This is a genomic window from Pseudomonas sp. NPDC090233 (assembly GCF_044772285.1).
Lineage (GTDB): Bacteria > Pseudomonadota > Gammaproteobacteria > Pseudomonadales > Pseudomonadaceae > Aquipseudomonas.
In genome coordinates this window covers 936,140-950,264 of the sequence record NZ_JBIVYQ010000001.1, presented here as the reverse complement: position 1 = coordinate 950,264, position 14,125 = coordinate 936,140, and the positions used below count along the sequence as shown (strand labels likewise).

Here is a 14,125-nt window from a genome sequence, read left to right as displayed (position 1 = left end):
ACCGTTTCTGGCTAACAGATTGATGGAGTGCCCTGCATGCAGACTTCAAACACAGGCGCGTCGCGTACCCGGCAAGTGGTCGCGGCGGTCATCGGCAATGCTCTGGAGTGGTATGACTTTATCGTGTACGGCTTTCTGGCGAGCATCATCGCCCGCCAGTTCTTCCCTTCCGACGACGAGTACGCCTCGCTGCTGATGGCCCTGGCCACGTTCGGCGTGGGATTTTTCATGCGACCGGTGGGTGGCGTGCTGCTGGGCATTTATTCCGACCGCAAGGGCCGCAAGGCGGCCATGCAGCTGATCATCCGGTTGATGACGGTATCCATCGCGATGATCGCCTTTGCGCCCAATTACCTGGCCATCGGCATGGGCGCGCCGCTGCTGATCGTGGTCGCGCGCATGCTCCAGGGCTTCGCCACGGGCGGCGAGTATGCCAGTGCGACCGCGTTTCTGGTGGAGAGCGCGCCGTCCCATCGCAAGGGGCTGTATGGCTCGTGGCAGCTGGTGGGGCAGTGCCTGGCGGTGTTCTGCGGGGCGGCGATGGTGGCGTTGGTGACGCACCTGTGCACGCCTGAGGCGCTGGACAGCTGGGGCTGGCGGATTCCGTTCGTGATCGGCTTGCTGATCGGCCCGGTGGGGCTGTGGATTCGCAAGCATATGGAAGAGCCAGAGGAGTTCCTCGAAGCCCGCAAGCAGGCCAAGGGCCAGGCACCGAACCTGTGGCAGGTGCTGAGTGTGCATCGGCGCAGCCTGCTGGTGTCGATGGGGCTGGCCTGTGGGGCGACGGTGTCGTTCTACGTGGTGCTGGTGAACATGCCGACCTTTGCCCACAAGAACCTGGGCCTGCCGCTGGACCAGGTATTGTTGGTGCAGATGCTTGCGGTCGGCCTGATGACGGTGATCATCCCGCTGGCCGGTGCACTGTCCGACCGCCTGGGTCGCAGGCCGGTATTGATGGCCTTCACCCTGGCGTTCTTCGTGATGGTCTACCCGCTGTATGTGTGGGTGGCCGAGGCGCCGTCGATCGAGCGCCTGCTGGTGATGCAACTGCTGCTGTGTACCGCCATCGGCGGCTTCTTCGGCCCGGCGCCGACCGCGTTGGCTGAGCAATTCCCGGTCGAGGTGCGTTCCACGGGCGTGTCAGTGGCCTACAACGTCGCGGTGATGGTGTTCGGCGGCTTCGCACCGCTTATCGTCACCTGGCTGAGCCAAGTGCTCGGCACTCCGGTGGCGCCGTCGTTCTACGTACTGTTCGCCTGCCTGCTGACATTATTGGGTATCTATTGCCTGAAAGAAGCCCCGCGTGCCAGCAAGCCTGTCGCCTTCAACCTTGGAGTGAAACCGTGAACTTGTCCGCCATCGACCCGATCGTCGCCCTTGATGCCGAGGCGCTGTCCCAGGCGATCCATGCCCGCCAGTTGTCGTGCCGTGAAATGATGAGTGCTTACCTCGGCCATATCGAGCGCTTCAACCCAAAGGTCAATGCGCTAGTGTCGCTGCGTGACGGCGCAACGTTGCTGGCCGAGGCCGATGAGCGTGACCGTGAGTTGGCACGTGGCCAGTCGCGCGGCTGGATGCATGGCATGCCGCAGGCGATCAAGGACCTGGCGGCCACGGCGGGGCTGCGCACCACGTTGGGTTCGCCGCTGTTCGCCGAGCAGGTGCCGACGCACGATGCGGTCAGCGTGGCGCGGGTGCGGGCGAGTGGGGCGATCATCGTTGGCAAGAGCAATGTGCCGGAGTTCGGCTTGGGTTCCCAGAGCTACAACCCCTTGTTCGGCACCACCACCAATGCCTACGACCATAGCCGTGTGGCGGGTGGCAGCAGTGGCGGCGCGGCAGCGGCGCTGGCCATGCGCCTGCTGCCGGTGGCCGACGGCAGCGACATGATGGGGTCGCTGCGCAACCCGGCGGCGTTCAACAACGTGTTCGGCCTGCGCCCTTCACAAGGGCGGGTGCCCTACGGCCCGACGCCGGAACTGTTCATGCAGCAACTGGCAACCGAAGGGCCGATGGGGCGCACGGTGACGGACGTGGCGCGGCTGCTGTCGGTGCAGGCGGGGCGTGACCCGTGCGCACCGCTGTCGCTGAGTGAATGCCAGTATGACTTCGCGGCGGCGTTGCAACGCGACTTCAAAGGCGTGCGGGTCGGTTGGCTGGGTAACTTCGATGGCTACCTGCCGATGGATGACGGTGTCATGGGCCTGTGCGAGGCTGCGTTGGCGGACTTCGCCGAACTCGGCTGCGACGTCGAGGCCTGCCAGCCAGGCTTCGACTTGGCGCGTTTGTGGCAATGCTGGCTCACCCACCGCCACTTCCTGGTGCACGGCAACCTGAGCGCCGCCTATGCCGATCCCGGCAAGCGCGCACTGCTCAAACCTGAGGCACGGTGGGAAGTGGAAGGGGGCCTGCGGCTGACGGCGGCGGATGTCTACCAGGCCTCGCTGGACCGCAGCGCCTGGTACCAGGCGTTGAACGCACTGTTCCAGCGTTACGATTTCCTGCTGTTGCCGTCTGCCCAAGTGTTCCCTTTCGACGCAGCCGAGCCGTGGCCGAAAGTGGTGGGTGGGCAGGTGATGGACACCTATCACCGCTGGATGGAGGTGGTGATCGGCCCGACCTTGGCCGGCCTGCCGAGCATGAGCGTGCCGGTGGGTTTCAACGCCGCCGGGTTGTCGATGGGCCTGCAAATCATAGGCCCGGCGCAGGCCGACCACGCGGTGCTGCAGCTGGCTTTTGCCCACGAACAGCTGACCCGCTGGGTCGAGCGGCGGCCGCCTGCGTGCCTGCAATCGCGTTGATGATCCCAGGCAGGCCCGTATCTTGCTGGGCATGATGACCATCCACGCACAGACAAGGAGGTCGAACTCATGGGTATCACGGCAGAGAGTGGCGGTGTGCGCTCGGTGGAGCGGGCGCTGGCGATCGTCGAGTTGCTCGGCGAGCATCAGGCGCTGGGTTTGGAAGAGCTGCATTACCTGACGACGCTGCCCAAGGCCACCGTGTCGCGCATGCTCGCCACCTTGCAGGAGCAGGGCTGGGTCTACCGTGGCCTGAGCGACCGCCGTTATCGCCTGTGCGCCCGGCGCCTGTTCGGCGACCGCCAGCAACGCTTCAAGCGCCAGCTGGTGGAAAGCGCCGCGCCGTTGTTGCTGGAACTGAGCGAGCGCACCGGGTTGGTGGCGGACTTGTCGTGTTTCGACGGTGAGCGGCTGGAGGTGATGGAAAGCGCGATCCCGCAGGTGCTGCGCAAGCGCTACCCGGTCAACTGCCAGATAGTGGGACACCACGCCAGCCTGTTTCATTCGGCCATGGGTCGCGCGTGCCTGAAGGAGCTGGCGGCAGATGAAGTGCAGCGCCTGGCGGCGCACGAGCGAGTGGGTGATGAGGCACTGCTACGCGATATCGAAGCGGATGGGCACAAAGGCTTTGGCCAGCGCACCGAAGGGTTCTGGGAGTATCCGGTGCGCTTGCCGTTCCTGATTCGGGCGATTGCCCTGCCGGTGCGGGTAGAGGGGCGGCTGGCGGGGAGTATTGCGTTGCACTGGCCGCTGGACCAGGCGCCGGTGGAGCGGGTGTTGGGACTGCATTTGAACAGTTTGGCGGCGACGGTGGGGGAAGTGCAGCATGCCTTGATGAATTGAGAGGCATAGGTACGTTGCAACAAACGCAGGAGCGGATTCATCCGCGATGCGCCGCGCGGGCGGCGCTCGATCTAGGCAGCGCAAAAAATCTCCCGCCATGCACATTGCCGCCATACTGCAATAACCGCCGATCCCAAAAGGCCCCCGATGCTAGCCGTCGAACACCTGCACAAGTCATTCGCCACCGCCCAAGGCCCGCTGGAGGTGCTGCGCGGGGTCGACCTGACCCTGGCACGTGGCAGCAGCCTGGCCCTGATGGGCGAGTCCGGCAGCGGCAAGAGCACCTTGCTGCACCTGCTGGCCGGCCTCGACCGCGCCGACAGCGGCCGCATCCTGATCGACGGCGAGCCGCTCGACAGCCGTGGCGAAGCGGCCCTGGCACGCTGGCGGCGCGAGGGCATCGGCCTGGTGTTCCAGCAGTACAACCTGATCAGTAGCCTCGATGTCGCCGCCAACCTGGCCTTTCAGGCGCGCCTGGCGGGCCGCCATGACCCCGTGTGGGTGAAGCATCTTGCCGCAAGATTGGGCTTGGCTGATCTGCTTCAGCGCTACCCGGAACAGTTGTCCGGCGGCCAGCAACAGCGTGTGGCCATTGGCCGGGCGCTGGCAAGCCGGCCTATGCTGCTGCTCGCCGACGAGCCGACCGGCAGCCTCGACGAAGCCAGCAGCGACGAGGTCATGGCGCTGTTGCTGCAACTGGTGGAAGAGGCGGGCAGCAGCCTGTTGATGGTGACCCACAGCCAACGCCTGGCCGCACGCTTGCAACGCCGCTGTGTGTTGCAGCTGGGCCGGGTTCAAGGGTAATGAACACTCTGCTGATCACCTTGCAGGCACTGGGCAGCCATTGGTGGCGCCACCGCCTGCAGTGCATCAGCATCTTCACCGGGTTGTGGCTGGCCACGGCTTTGTGGACAGGCGTGCAGGCACTCAATACCCAGGCGCGTAACGACTACGCAGCGGCCAGCGCCGTGCTTGCCGGGCCTGCGCGCGTACAGCTGGTGGCGCGGGCTGGGCAGCGTTTCGACCAGGATTTGTATGTGCAACTGCGCAGGCAAGGCTGGCAGATTACGCCGGTTCTGGAAGGGCGTTTGCATTTGGCAGGGGAGTCACCCACAGCGTTGCGGCTGATCGGCATCGAACCGCTGAGCCTGTTGCCGGGTATGGCGGTCGCCGGTGCCGACGCTCAAGGTTTCGACCTGCAGGCGTTCATCGGTACGCCTGGGCAGGCCTGGGTCGGCCCGGACACGCTGCGTCAGTTGGGCAAACAGCCTGGGGAGCAGGTCGTCACGGCGGACGGGCAATTATTGCCGCCATTGACCCTGCACGCGCAGTTGGCGCCAGGCGTTGTCATAGTCGATATCGGTCAGGCCCAGGCGTTGCTCAACGCGCCTGGGCAACTGTCGCGGCTGCTCAGTGACAGTGATCGCCCGCTGCCAGACGCCATTGCAGCAAGCCTGAAGCTGCAGCCGTCCTTTGAGGACGCCGACTTGCAACGCCTCACCGAAAGCTTCCACCTTAATCTCACCGCCCTTGGCCTGCTGGCCTTCGTGGTCGGGTTGTTCATCGCCCATGCGGCTATTGGTCTGGCGCTGGAACAGCGGCGCGGGCTGATCCGCACCTTGCGCGCTTGCGGCGTGAGCCTGCGGGTGTTGGTAGGCGCGCTTGCACTGGAGTTGGGGCTGTTCGCTGTTCTGGGGGGCGTGGCGGGCGTCGCGGCGGGATACCTGTTGGCGGCGCTGATGTTGCCTGATTTCGCTTCCAGCTTGCGGGGGCTGTATGGCGCCCAGGTGGCCGGGCACTTGCACCTGCCAGCGCAGTGGTGGTTGCTGGGCATTGCCGTCAGCCTGCTCGGCGCGCTGCTGGCGGGGCTCGACAGCCTGCTGCGTGCGGCCCGTTTGCCGTTGCTGGCGATAGCGCAACCCCAGGCATGGCGGCTGGCGCAAGTGCCGTGGTTGCGGCGCCAGGCCGTGGCCGCTGTGGCGCTGTTGGCGCTGGCCCTGGCATGCGCTTACTTCGGCAATGGGTTAGCCAGTGCATTCGCCATGCTCGCGGCACTGCTGTTGGCGGCGGCGCTGCTGTTGCCGGGGCTGCTCGCAACGACATTGCGCGGCCTGGCACATTACAGCCGGCGCCCGCTGACGCAATGGTTCATCGCTGACAGCCGACAGCAGTTGCCTGCCCTGAGCCTGGCATTGATGGCGCTGCTGCTGGCATTAGCCGCCAGCGTCGGCGTTGGCGGCATGACCGAAGGTTTCCGCCGCACGTTCATTGGCTGGCTGGATCAGCGTCTGTCGGCGGACCTGTACGTCACACCCCGCGACAGCATTCAGGCTCAGCAGATAGCGGCGCAGTTGCTGGCCGATCCAGCCGTCACCGCGGTGCTGCCTAGTTGGCGGGTCGACTGGCGTTTGCAGCAATGGCCGGTGCAGGTGCAGGGAGTGATCGATCATCCGTTCTACCGCGAGCATTGGCCGTTGCTCAAGCAGGCGCCGGGTGCCTGGCAGGCGCTGGCTGACGGCCACGGTGCCATGCTCAGCGAGCAACTGGCCCGTCGCCTGGGGCTGGGTGTGGGCGATACGGTAATGCTGCCTGGCGAGCCACCGCAAACAATGGCAGTGGTTGGCCTGTATGCCGATTATGGCAACCCCAAAGGCCATGTGCTGGTCAACGCCGACTGGCTGCGGCAACACGCGCCGGGCGCCACTCTGTCCGGCCTGAGCCTGCTGGTACGCTCATGTGAAGTCAGCGGACTCAAAGACAGGGTGCAGCAACGTTATGCCCTGGATGATAACCAGGTAGTCGAACAAGCCCGCTTGAAAGCCTGGTCGACCGACGTGTTCAGCCGCACGTTCGCCGTCACGGCGGCATTGAACAGCCTGACCTTGGGTGTGGCCGGGGTTGCATTGTTCATCAGCCAGCTGACGTTGGGCCATCGCCGCATGGGGCAACTGGCACCGTTATGGGCGCTGGGCGTGCCGCGCCGCAGGCTGGCCTGGTTGAGCCTGGGCCAGACATTGATGCTCAGCGGCTTTACCGTATTGCTGGCGATCCCTTTGGGTCTGTTGCTGGCCTGGTGCCTGGTGACGGTGGTGAACGTGCAGGCTTTTGGCTGGCGACTGCCGTGGCATGTGTTCCCGGGGCAATGGCTGCAGCTTGCCGTGTTGGGCCTGTTCACCAGTTTGCTGGCCAGTGCCTGGCCGCTGTGGCAACTGGCACGCAGCCAGCCAAGCGCCTTGTTGAGGCAGTTCGCCGATGAAAACTGAAGCCTGGCTGCTGATAGTCTGCCTGTTGTTGACCGGGTGCGACCCACCCGTGCCTGCACCCAAAAGTTTTGCAGGCCTTGGCGCCGATGCGGCTGTATTCAAGCAGGTCGTACCAGGCGTGCCGCTGGTGTTTCCCCGCGACCATGGCGCGCATGACGGTTTTCGCATCGAGTGGTGGTACGTCACCGCCAACCTTCGCGATGCCCAGAGCCGCGATTGGGGCGTGCAATGGACGCTGTTCCGCTCGGCACTGCGCCCTGGGCCTGAAACCACGAACTGGAACAGCCCCAACCTGTGGATGGGCCACGCGGCCTTGACCGGCCCGGGTGGCCACCAGGTCAGCGAAACCCTGGCTCGTGGCGGCGTTGGCCAGGCGGGCGTGGAGGCGCAACCGTTCCGTGCCTGGATCAATGATTGGTCGTTGCAAGGCGACCCGGATGTCAACCATCTGAAGATGCGTGCCAGTGGGCAAGGGTTTGGTTATGACCTGGCGCTGAAGACTGATCGCCCTCTGGTGCTGCACGGCGTGAACGGCTACAGCGAAAAATCCGGCAAGGGCCAGGCGTCTTACTACTACAGTCAGCCGTTCTACACGGTCAGTGGTGAGGTCGAGCGGGATGGGCAGCGTATCACCGTGACAGGCCAGGCGTGGCTCGACCGGGAATGGAGCAGCCAGCCGTTGGCGGCTGGGCAGCTGGGCTGGGACTGGTTTTCGCTGCACCTGGAAAGCGGGGCGAAGATGATGCTGTTTCAGGTGCGTGAAGCTCAAGCGTTGCCGTATCGGGCGGGGACGTGGGTCGATGCACACGGCCAATCACAGGCGCTGCAGGGCGAGCAGATTGAGTTGACCCCGCTGGCTTGGACCACGCTGGACAATGGTAAACGACTGCCAACGCGCTGGCGGGTGCAGGTGCCGTCGGTGCAGGTGGATGTGGAAGTCGACGCGCTGGTGCCCAACGCCTGGATGGGCACGCGCTTTCCGTATTGGGAGGGGCCAGTGCGGGTAGGGGGCACTGGTCGGGGCTATCTGGAAATGACCGGGTACTGAATCGGCTATTTGAAGCCGGTCACCGCATGCGGAACATACGGCGCTTCCAACCTCTCAATCTCATCGGCATTGAGTTTCAATTCCAACGCCGCAATCGCATCATCCAGCTGGGTCGCTTTGGATGCCCCCACGATCGGCGCTGAAACCCCGCGCTTGCCCAGCACCCAGGCCAGCGCCACTTGCGCCATCGGCACGCCACGCTCGGCGGCAAGCTGCTCGACCACGTCGATCACCCGGCCGTCTTCCACTTCGGTGCCGGCGTAGAACGACTGCCCGGAAATATCAGTGCGCGTGCGCTCGGTCTGCTGCCCGTGCGGGCGGGTCAGCCGGCCGCGGGCCATTGGGCTCCAGGGCATAAGGCCGACACCCTGGTCGAGGCAAAGCGGGATCATCTCGCGCTCTTCTTCGCGGTAGATCAGGTTGAGGTAGTTCTGCATCGACACGAAGCGGCTCCAGCCGTTGGCCGCGGCCACCTGCTGGGCCTTGGCGAATTGCCAGGCGTACATCGAGGAGGCGCCGATGTAGCGCGCCTTGCCGGCCTTGACCACATCGTGCAGGGCTTCCATCGTCTCTTCGATCGGGGTGTGGTAGTCCCAGCGATGGATCTGGTAGAGGTCGACGTAGTCGGTGCCCAGGCGGGTCAGGCTGGCGTCGATGTTGGCCATGATCGCCTTGCGCGACAGACCTTGTTCGTTAGGGCGGGTGCTGCCTTCCCACATGTTGGCGGGGAAGAACACCTTGGTGGCGATGACGGTTTCGTCACGGCGGGCGAATTCCTTCAGTAGCTTGCCGAGGATGATCTCCGAGGTGCCTGCCGAGTAGCTGTTGGCAGTGTCGAAGAAGTTGATGCCTTGCTCGACGGCGTGGCGGATGATCGGGCGGCTGTCGGCCTCGCCCAGGGTCCAGGGGTGGGTGCCGGCGTCGGGTTCGCCGAAGGTCATGCAACCCAGGCACAGTTTCGAGATATCCAGGCCGGTGTTGCCCAACTTGACGTACTGCATCCGTTTCTCCTCGGTGATAGTTGGCGATGGGGGAAGCTTAGCGGGGCTCGCGGTGTGCGGAAATTCCCTATCGGTGCAGGCGACTTCTGCAGAAATTCACAAGCGCAGCAGCGGCTTGATCTGGTGTTGCAGGAAGTCGGTGACTGCCTTAATGCGCGGGGTGTTGCGCACGTCCTCGTGCACAGCGAGCCAGATTTCGATACTCATCGACTGTTCCTCATCCCCGATAGACCTTAGGCCATGCTCCTCAGCCATGAATGCGGGCAGGCAGGCGATGCCGATGCCGCCGGCGGCCGCCTGGGCCTGGATGCGCAGGTCGTTGCTCTGCAAGACGAAGGGCTGGTAGTCGGTTTGCGCGAGCAGCCATTGCTGCTGCGGCGACTTGCTCTGCGACTGGTCGTAGCCGATGTAACGCGGTGCGCGGGCGCTGCGGATGAAAGCGTCCGACGCATACAGGCGATATTCGAGGTACCCGAGCAGGCTGGCCACCAGGGTTGGTTCACTGGGTCGGGCCAGGGCAATGCTGATGTCGGCTTCGCGGCGTGCCAGCGAGGCGCGTGACTTGCTGCCCACCAGCTTCAGGCGCAGCTGCGGGTAGCGCTGGTACAGCTCGCCCAGGTGCCGCGCGACGATGCTGCCCAGCAGTGCAGGCGGGGCGGCCAGCACCACTTCACCCTCGACCTGCTGTTGGCCGGCACTGGCGAAATGTTCAAGGGCGAAGGACGACTGCGTCATCTGTTCGGCGTACAAGCCAACCCGGCGGCCCTCTTCGGTCAGCACGTAGGCCCTGGGGCGACGGTCGACCAGCTTGAGGTTGAGCGCCGCTTCCAGTGCAGCGATGCGCCGGGCCACAGTGGCGTGGTCGACACCGAGCTGCTTGGCGGCGGCGGAGAGCGAGCCGGCGCTGATGAAAGCGGAGAAATGGCGAAGATCTTCCCAGTCGAACATGGCGGGCCTCAGGTGTGGGTTGGCATGATACGCCTAAACCGAGGGTTAACCTGTTTGCTCAAAACTATGAAGCTTGCACAAATCCTCGTAGGAGCGGCTTTAGCCGCGAAGGAAGCGACGCGGTGGATGGCACCGGCTTTGCCGGTGATCGCGGCTGAAGCCGCTCCTACAAGATCCGATGAAACCGGTTTCAAAACATTTCCGAATCAGCTAGATTGCGCGACTTTCTCAGGGCGCCATGCCTTGATCGAAACCCAGATGGCGCAACCCAAGGCCGCCCAATGCTGATGAGGACTCGAGATGCCTGAGCATTCTTCCGACAACCCGCGCCGGGATTTCCTGCGCAAAACCCTGACCCTGATACCGGTCGTCACCGTGGCCAGCACCGGCCTTGGCGCCAGCCAGTTGCTGGCCGAGCCAGTACGTGAGCCAAAGGTGCCGGCCACGCCACCTGCGGGTGATTACCAGCCAACCTTCTTCACCAAAGAAGAATGGGCCTTCGTGCAGGCGGCGGTGTCGCGCATCATCCCCGCCGATGAACTCGGCCCAGGAGCGCTGGAGGCCGGCGCCGCTGAATTCATCGATCGCCAGATGAATACCCCGTACGCCACGGGCGCTCAGTGGTACATGCAAGGCCCATTCAAGGCTGACGCCGCACCGGAGCTTGGTCATCAGCTACAGCTCAGCCCGCAACAGATCTATCGCCTGGGCATTGCCGCTGCGGACGCCTGGTGCAAAAACGCCAGCGGTAAAACCTTTGCGGAACAAGACAGCGCTACCCGAGATAAGGTTCTCGGCAAGATGGAAGCCGGTGAGATCGTTTTCGAGCAACTGCCGGCCAAGGTGTTTTTCAGCCTTCTGGTGCAAAACACCCGCGAAGGCTTCTTCTGCGACCCCATCCACGGCGGCAACAAAGGCATGGTCGGCTGGACGCAAATCGGCTTCCCCGGTGCCCGGGCAGATTTCATGGACTGGGTCGAGCGCAACGAGCCTTACCCATTCCCGGCAGTTTCGATTCGCGGCGAGAGGGCGTAAGGCATGGCCAATGCAATGAAGAAGGTCGATGCGGTGATCGTCGGTTTCGGCTGGGCGGGCGCCATCATGGCCAAGGAGCTCACCGAAGCCGGGCTGCAGGTGGTCGCGCTGGAGCGCGGGCCGATGCAGGACACTTACCCCGAAGGCAGCTACCCGCAGGTCATCGATGAGCTGACTTACAGCGTGCGCAAGAAGCTGTTCGTCGACGTGTCGAAAGAAACCGTCACCATCCGCCACAACGGCAATGACGTTGCGCTGCCGAACCGTCAGCTCGGCGCGTTCCTGCCCGGCAAGGGCGTTGGTGGCGCGGGGCTGCATTGGTCCGGTGTGCACTTTCGGGTAGACCCGATGGAGCTGCGCATGCGCAGCCACTACGAGGAACGCTACGGTAAGCGCTTCATCCCTGAAGACATGACCATCCAGGACTTCGGTGTCAGCTACGAAGAGCTCGAACCGCACTTCGACTTTGCCGAGAAGGTCTTCGGGACTTCCGGTCAAGCCTGGACCGTCAACGGCCAGGTGGTCGGCGAGGGGAAGGGCGGCAACCCCTATGCGCCGGATCGCTCCAACCCGTTCCCGCTGGTCTCGCAGAAGAACGTGGTGTCGGCCAAGCTGTTCGAAAAGGCCACCGCGAGCCTGGGCTACAAACCCTACAACCTGCCGTCGGCGAACACATCCGGGCCTTACACCAACCCCTATGGCGCGCAGATGGGGCCGTGCAACTTCTGCGGCTTCTGCAGTGGTTACGTGTGCTACATGTACTCCAAGGCCTCGCCCAACGTGAACATCCTGCCGGCGTTGCGCCAAGTGCCGAACTTCGAGCTGCGCGCCAACGCCCATGTGCTGCGGGTCAACCTCGACGACAACAAGCGCAAGGCCACTGGGGTGACCTATATCGATGCCCAGGGGCGTGAAGTCGAGCAGCCCGCCGACATCGTCATCCTCGCCGCCTTCCAGTTCAACAACGTGCGCCTGATGCTGTTGTCCGGCATTGGCAAACCCTACGACCCGATCAAGAACGAAGGCGTGGTGGGACGCAATTTCGCCTATCAGAACATGGGCACGGTGAAAGCCTTCTTCGACAAGGACACCTACACCAACAACTTCATCGGCGCTGGCGGCAACGGCGTGGCGATCGACGATTTCAACGCTGACAACTTCGACCATGGACCGCACGGCTTCGTCGGCGGCTCGCCGATGTGGGTCAACCAGGCGGGCAGCCGGCCGATTGCCGGCATCGCCAACCCGCCCGGCACCCCCGCCTGGGGCAGCGCCTGGAAGAAGGCCACCGCCGACTACTACACCCACCAGGTTTCGATGGACGCTCATGGCGCGCACCAGTCGTACCGCGGCAACTACCTCGATCTCGACCCGACCTACCGCGATGCCTACGGCCAGCCGCTGCTGCGCATGACCTTCGACTGGCAGGAAAACGACATCAAGATGAATCAGTTCATGGTCGACAAACTGAGCAAGATCGCCCAGGCGATGAACCCCAAGGCCATCGCCGTACTTGGCAAGAAGGTCAAGGAACACTTCAACACCGCGAGCTACCAGACCACCCACCTCAACGGCGGCGCGATCATGGGCACTGATCCGAAAACCAGCGCGCTGAACCGCTACCTGCAGAGCTGGGACGTGCACAACGTGTTCGTCCCGGGCGCTTCGGCGTTCCCCCAGGGGCTGGGCTACAACCCGACCGGCCTGGTGGCGGCACTGACATACTGGTCGGCCAAGGCCATCCGTGAGCAGTACCTGAAAAACCCCGGTCCGCTGGTCCAGGCTTGAGGAGCGATGAACATGAAGACTCTGTTGATCGCGTCCCTGATGTTTGGCGCAAGCATGGCGGCGCAGGCCGATGAAGCTACCGATGCGTTGGTGAAGCAGGGCGAGTACCTGGCCCGTGCCGGCGACTGTGTGGCCTGCCATACCGCCAAGGGCGGCAAGCCGTTCGCTGGCGGGTTGCCAATGGAAACGCCCATCGGCACTGTGTACTCCACCAACATCACGCCCGACGCCACCGGCATCGGCCGCTACAGCTTTGAAGACTTCGACCTGGCGGTGCGCAAAGGCATCGGCAAGGACGGCAGCACGCTGTACCCCGCCATGCCGTACCCCTCCTATGCGCGGGTCAAGGACGACGACATGCGCGCCTTGTACGCCTACTTCATGCAGGGCGTGCAGCCGGTGGAGCAGCCGAACAAGGCCACGGATATCCCTTGGCCGCTGAGCATGCGTTGGCCGCTGGCGATGTGGCGCGGGCTGTTCGCACCGGAAGTGAAAGCCTGGCAAGCGCCTGCCGAAACGGATCCTGTGGTGAATCGCGGGGCCTACCTGGTCGAAGGCCTGGGCCACTGCGGCGCATGCCATACCCCACGTGCGCTGACCATGCAGGAACAGGCATTGAGCCCGGCCGATGGCACGCAGTTCCTGGCCGGCAGTGCGCCGCTGGAAGGCTGGATCGCCAAGAACCTGCGCGGCGATCACAAGGACGGCCTGGGCAGCTGGAGCGAGGAACAGCTGGTGCAGTTTCTCAAGACCGGGCGCAGTGACCGCAGTGCTGTCTTTGGCGGCATGAGCGACGTGGTCGAGCACAGCATGCAGCACCTGAGCGACGCCGACCTGACGGCGATTGCTCGCTACCTGAAGACGCTGCCGCCGAGCAACCCGGACGACCAGCCGCACGTCTACGACCCGCAGGTCGCGCAGGCGTTGTGGAAGGGCGACGACAGCAAGCCGGGCGCGGCGGTGTACATCGACAACTGCGCGGCCTGCCACCGTACCGATGGCCAGGGCTATACCCGAGTGTTCCCGGCCCTTGCCGGTAACCCGGTGGTGCAGACGGCCGATGCCACTTCGTTGATCCATGTGGTGCTGGCGGGCGCCACGGTGCCGGCGACCCATGCGGCGCCGTCGAATTTCACCATGCCGGGGTTCGGCTGGCGCTTGAGCGATCAGGAAGTGGCTGAGGTGGTGAATTTCATTCGCAGCAGTTGGGGGAATCAGGGCAGTGCTGTTTCGGCGGGGGACGTGAAAGCACTGCGCTAAAGGCCGACACCTAACCCAGTGGGAGCGGCTTTAGCCGCGAAGCAAGCGACGCGGTAAATGGCACCGGCTTCGCCCGTATTCGCGGCTGAAGCCGCTCCCACAAACGATCTTCATTCTATAGAATCCCGACGAACGGTA

General features: G+C 64.1%; 11 protein-coding genes. 9 read left to right on the top strand and 2 right to left on the bottom strand.

All coding sequences use genetic code 11. The features are described 5' to 3' along the window. Positions 1 to 36: 36 nt before the first annotated feature. From ACIQUF_RS04345 to ACIQUF_RS04320, 6 genes are all read left to right on the top strand, one after another. On the top strand, positions 37 to 1,347 hold the full coding sequence (locus tag ACIQUF_RS04345; RefSeq protein WP_403128804.1) for a citrate-proton symporter: 1,311 nt from the start codon (positions 37 to 39) through the stop codon (positions 1,345 to 1,347). After that, the gene (locus ACIQUF_RS04340) at positions 1,344 to 2,801 is read left to right on the top strand and encodes an amidase (protein WP_403128802.1); all 1,458 of its coding nucleotides are present in this window, start codon (positions 1,344 to 1,346) and stop codon (positions 2,799 to 2,801) included. Before ACIQUF_RS04345 ends, ACIQUF_RS04340 begins: the two co-directional genes overlap by 4 nt. Before the next feature lie 69 nt (positions 2,802 to 2,870). Continuing rightward, on the top strand, positions 2,871 to 3,644 hold the full coding sequence (locus tag ACIQUF_RS04335; protein ID WP_403128800.1) for an IclR family transcriptional regulator: 774 nt from the start codon (positions 2,871 to 2,873) through the stop codon (positions 3,642 to 3,644). A gap of 147 nt (positions 3,645 to 3,791) precedes the next feature. After that, positions 3,792 to 4,448 (top strand): ABC transporter ATP-binding protein, encoded by a 657-nt coding sequence (locus ACIQUF_RS04330; RefSeq protein WP_403128799.1) that lies wholly within the window; start codon positions 3,792 to 3,794, stop codon positions 4,446 to 4,448. After that, positions 4,448 to 6,907 carry an FtsX-like permease family protein gene (locus tag ACIQUF_RS04325; protein ID WP_403128797.1) on the top strand — a complete coding sequence of 820 codons (2,460 nt, stop codon included), beginning with the start codon at positions 4,448 to 4,450 and terminating at the stop codon, positions 6,905 to 6,907. The genes ACIQUF_RS04330 and ACIQUF_RS04325 overlap by 1 nt, the downstream gene beginning before the upstream one ends. Continuing rightward, the gene (locus tag ACIQUF_RS04320) at positions 6,897 to 7,955 is read left to right on the top strand and encodes a lipocalin-like domain-containing protein (RefSeq protein WP_403128795.1); all 1,059 of its coding nucleotides are present in this window, start codon (positions 6,897 to 6,899) and stop codon (positions 7,953 to 7,955) included. Before ACIQUF_RS04325 ends, ACIQUF_RS04320 begins: the two co-directional genes overlap by 11 nt. Before the next feature lie 5 nt (positions 7,956 to 7,960). On the opposite strand, the gene ACIQUF_RS04315 is transcribed toward ACIQUF_RS04320, so the two are convergent. Both ACIQUF_RS04315 and ACIQUF_RS04310 read right to left on the bottom strand, forming a co-directional pair. Beyond that, the gene (locus ACIQUF_RS04315) at positions 7,961 to 8,956 is read right to left on the bottom strand and encodes an aldo/keto reductase (protein ID WP_403128793.1); all 996 of its coding nucleotides are present in this window, start codon (positions 8,954 to 8,956) and stop codon (positions 7,961 to 7,963) included. A 96-nt stretch (positions 8,957 to 9,052) separates the two neighbouring features. Next, positions 9,053 to 9,904, bottom strand: coding sequence for a LysR family transcriptional regulator (locus tag ACIQUF_RS04310; RefSeq protein WP_403128791.1), 852 nt, complete (start codon positions 9,902 to 9,904; stop codon positions 9,053 to 9,055). Positions 9,905 to 10,204: 300 nt separating this feature from the next. On the opposite strand from ACIQUF_RS04310, the gene ACIQUF_RS04305 reads away from it, so the two are divergent. Genes ACIQUF_RS04305 through ACIQUF_RS04295 form a run of 3 tightly spaced genes read left to right on the top strand, consistent with a single transcriptional unit; the run spans position 10,205 to position 13,987 of the window. Beyond that, a complete protein-coding gene (locus ACIQUF_RS04305; protein ID WP_403128789.1) occupies positions 10,205 to 10,939 on the top strand; it encodes a gluconate 2-dehydrogenase subunit 3 family protein in 735 nt (244 codons plus the stop codon). 3 nt (positions 10,940 to 10,942) lie between these two features. Beyond that, complete coding sequence (locus ACIQUF_RS04300) at positions 10,943 to 12,727, top strand: GMC family oxidoreductase (RefSeq protein WP_403128787.1); 1,785 nt, start codon at positions 10,943 to 10,945, stop codon at positions 12,725 to 12,727. Positions 12,728 to 12,739: 12 nt separating this feature from the next. Continuing rightward, positions 12,740 to 13,987: a c-type cytochrome gene (locus ACIQUF_RS04295; RefSeq protein WP_403128785.1), complete on the top strand. Its 1,248-nt coding sequence runs from the start codon at positions 12,740 to 12,742 to the stop codon at positions 13,985 to 13,987. The last annotated feature ends 138 nt before the right edge of the window (positions 13,988 to 14,125 follow it).

Bases quoted from the DNA above. Each gene is read 5' to 3' on its own strand.
- ACIQUF_RS04315 (WP_403128793.1), bottom strand. From the start codon at position 8,956: ATGCAGTACGTCAAGTTGGGCAACACCGGCCTGGATATCTCGAAACTG.
- ACIQUF_RS04300 (WP_403128787.1), top strand. From the start codon at position 10,943: ATGGCCAATGCAATGAAGAAGGTCGATGCGGTGATCGTCGGTTTCGGC.
- ACIQUF_RS04295 (WP_403128785.1), top strand. From the start codon at position 12,740: ATGAAGACTCTGTTGATCGCGTCCCTGATGTTTGGCGCAAGCATGGCG.
- ACIQUF_RS04320 (WP_403128795.1), top strand. From the start codon at position 6,897: ATGAAAACTGAAGCCTGGCTGCTGATAGTCTGCCTGTTGTTGACCGGG.
- ACIQUF_RS04305 (WP_403128789.1), top strand. From the start codon at position 10,205: ATGCCTGAGCATTCTTCCGACAACCCGCGCCGGGATTTCCTGCGCAAA.
- ACIQUF_RS04325 (WP_403128797.1), top strand. From the start codon at position 4,448: ATGAACACTCTGCTGATCACCTTGCAGGCACTGGGCAGCCATTGGTGG.
- ACIQUF_RS04330 (WP_403128799.1), top strand. From the start codon at position 3,792: ATGCTAGCCGTCGAACACCTGCACAAGTCATTCGCCACCGCCCAAGGC.
- ACIQUF_RS04335 (WP_403128800.1), top strand. From the start codon at position 2,871: ATGGGTATCACGGCAGAGAGTGGCGGTGTGCGCTCGGTGGAGCGGGCG.
- ACIQUF_RS04345 (WP_403128804.1), top strand. From the start codon at position 37: ATGCAGACTTCAAACACAGGCGCGTCGCGTACCCGGCAAGTGGTCGCG.
- ACIQUF_RS04310 (WP_403128791.1), bottom strand. From the start codon at position 9,904: ATGTTCGACTGGGAAGATCTTCGCCATTTCTCCGCTTTCATCAGCGCC.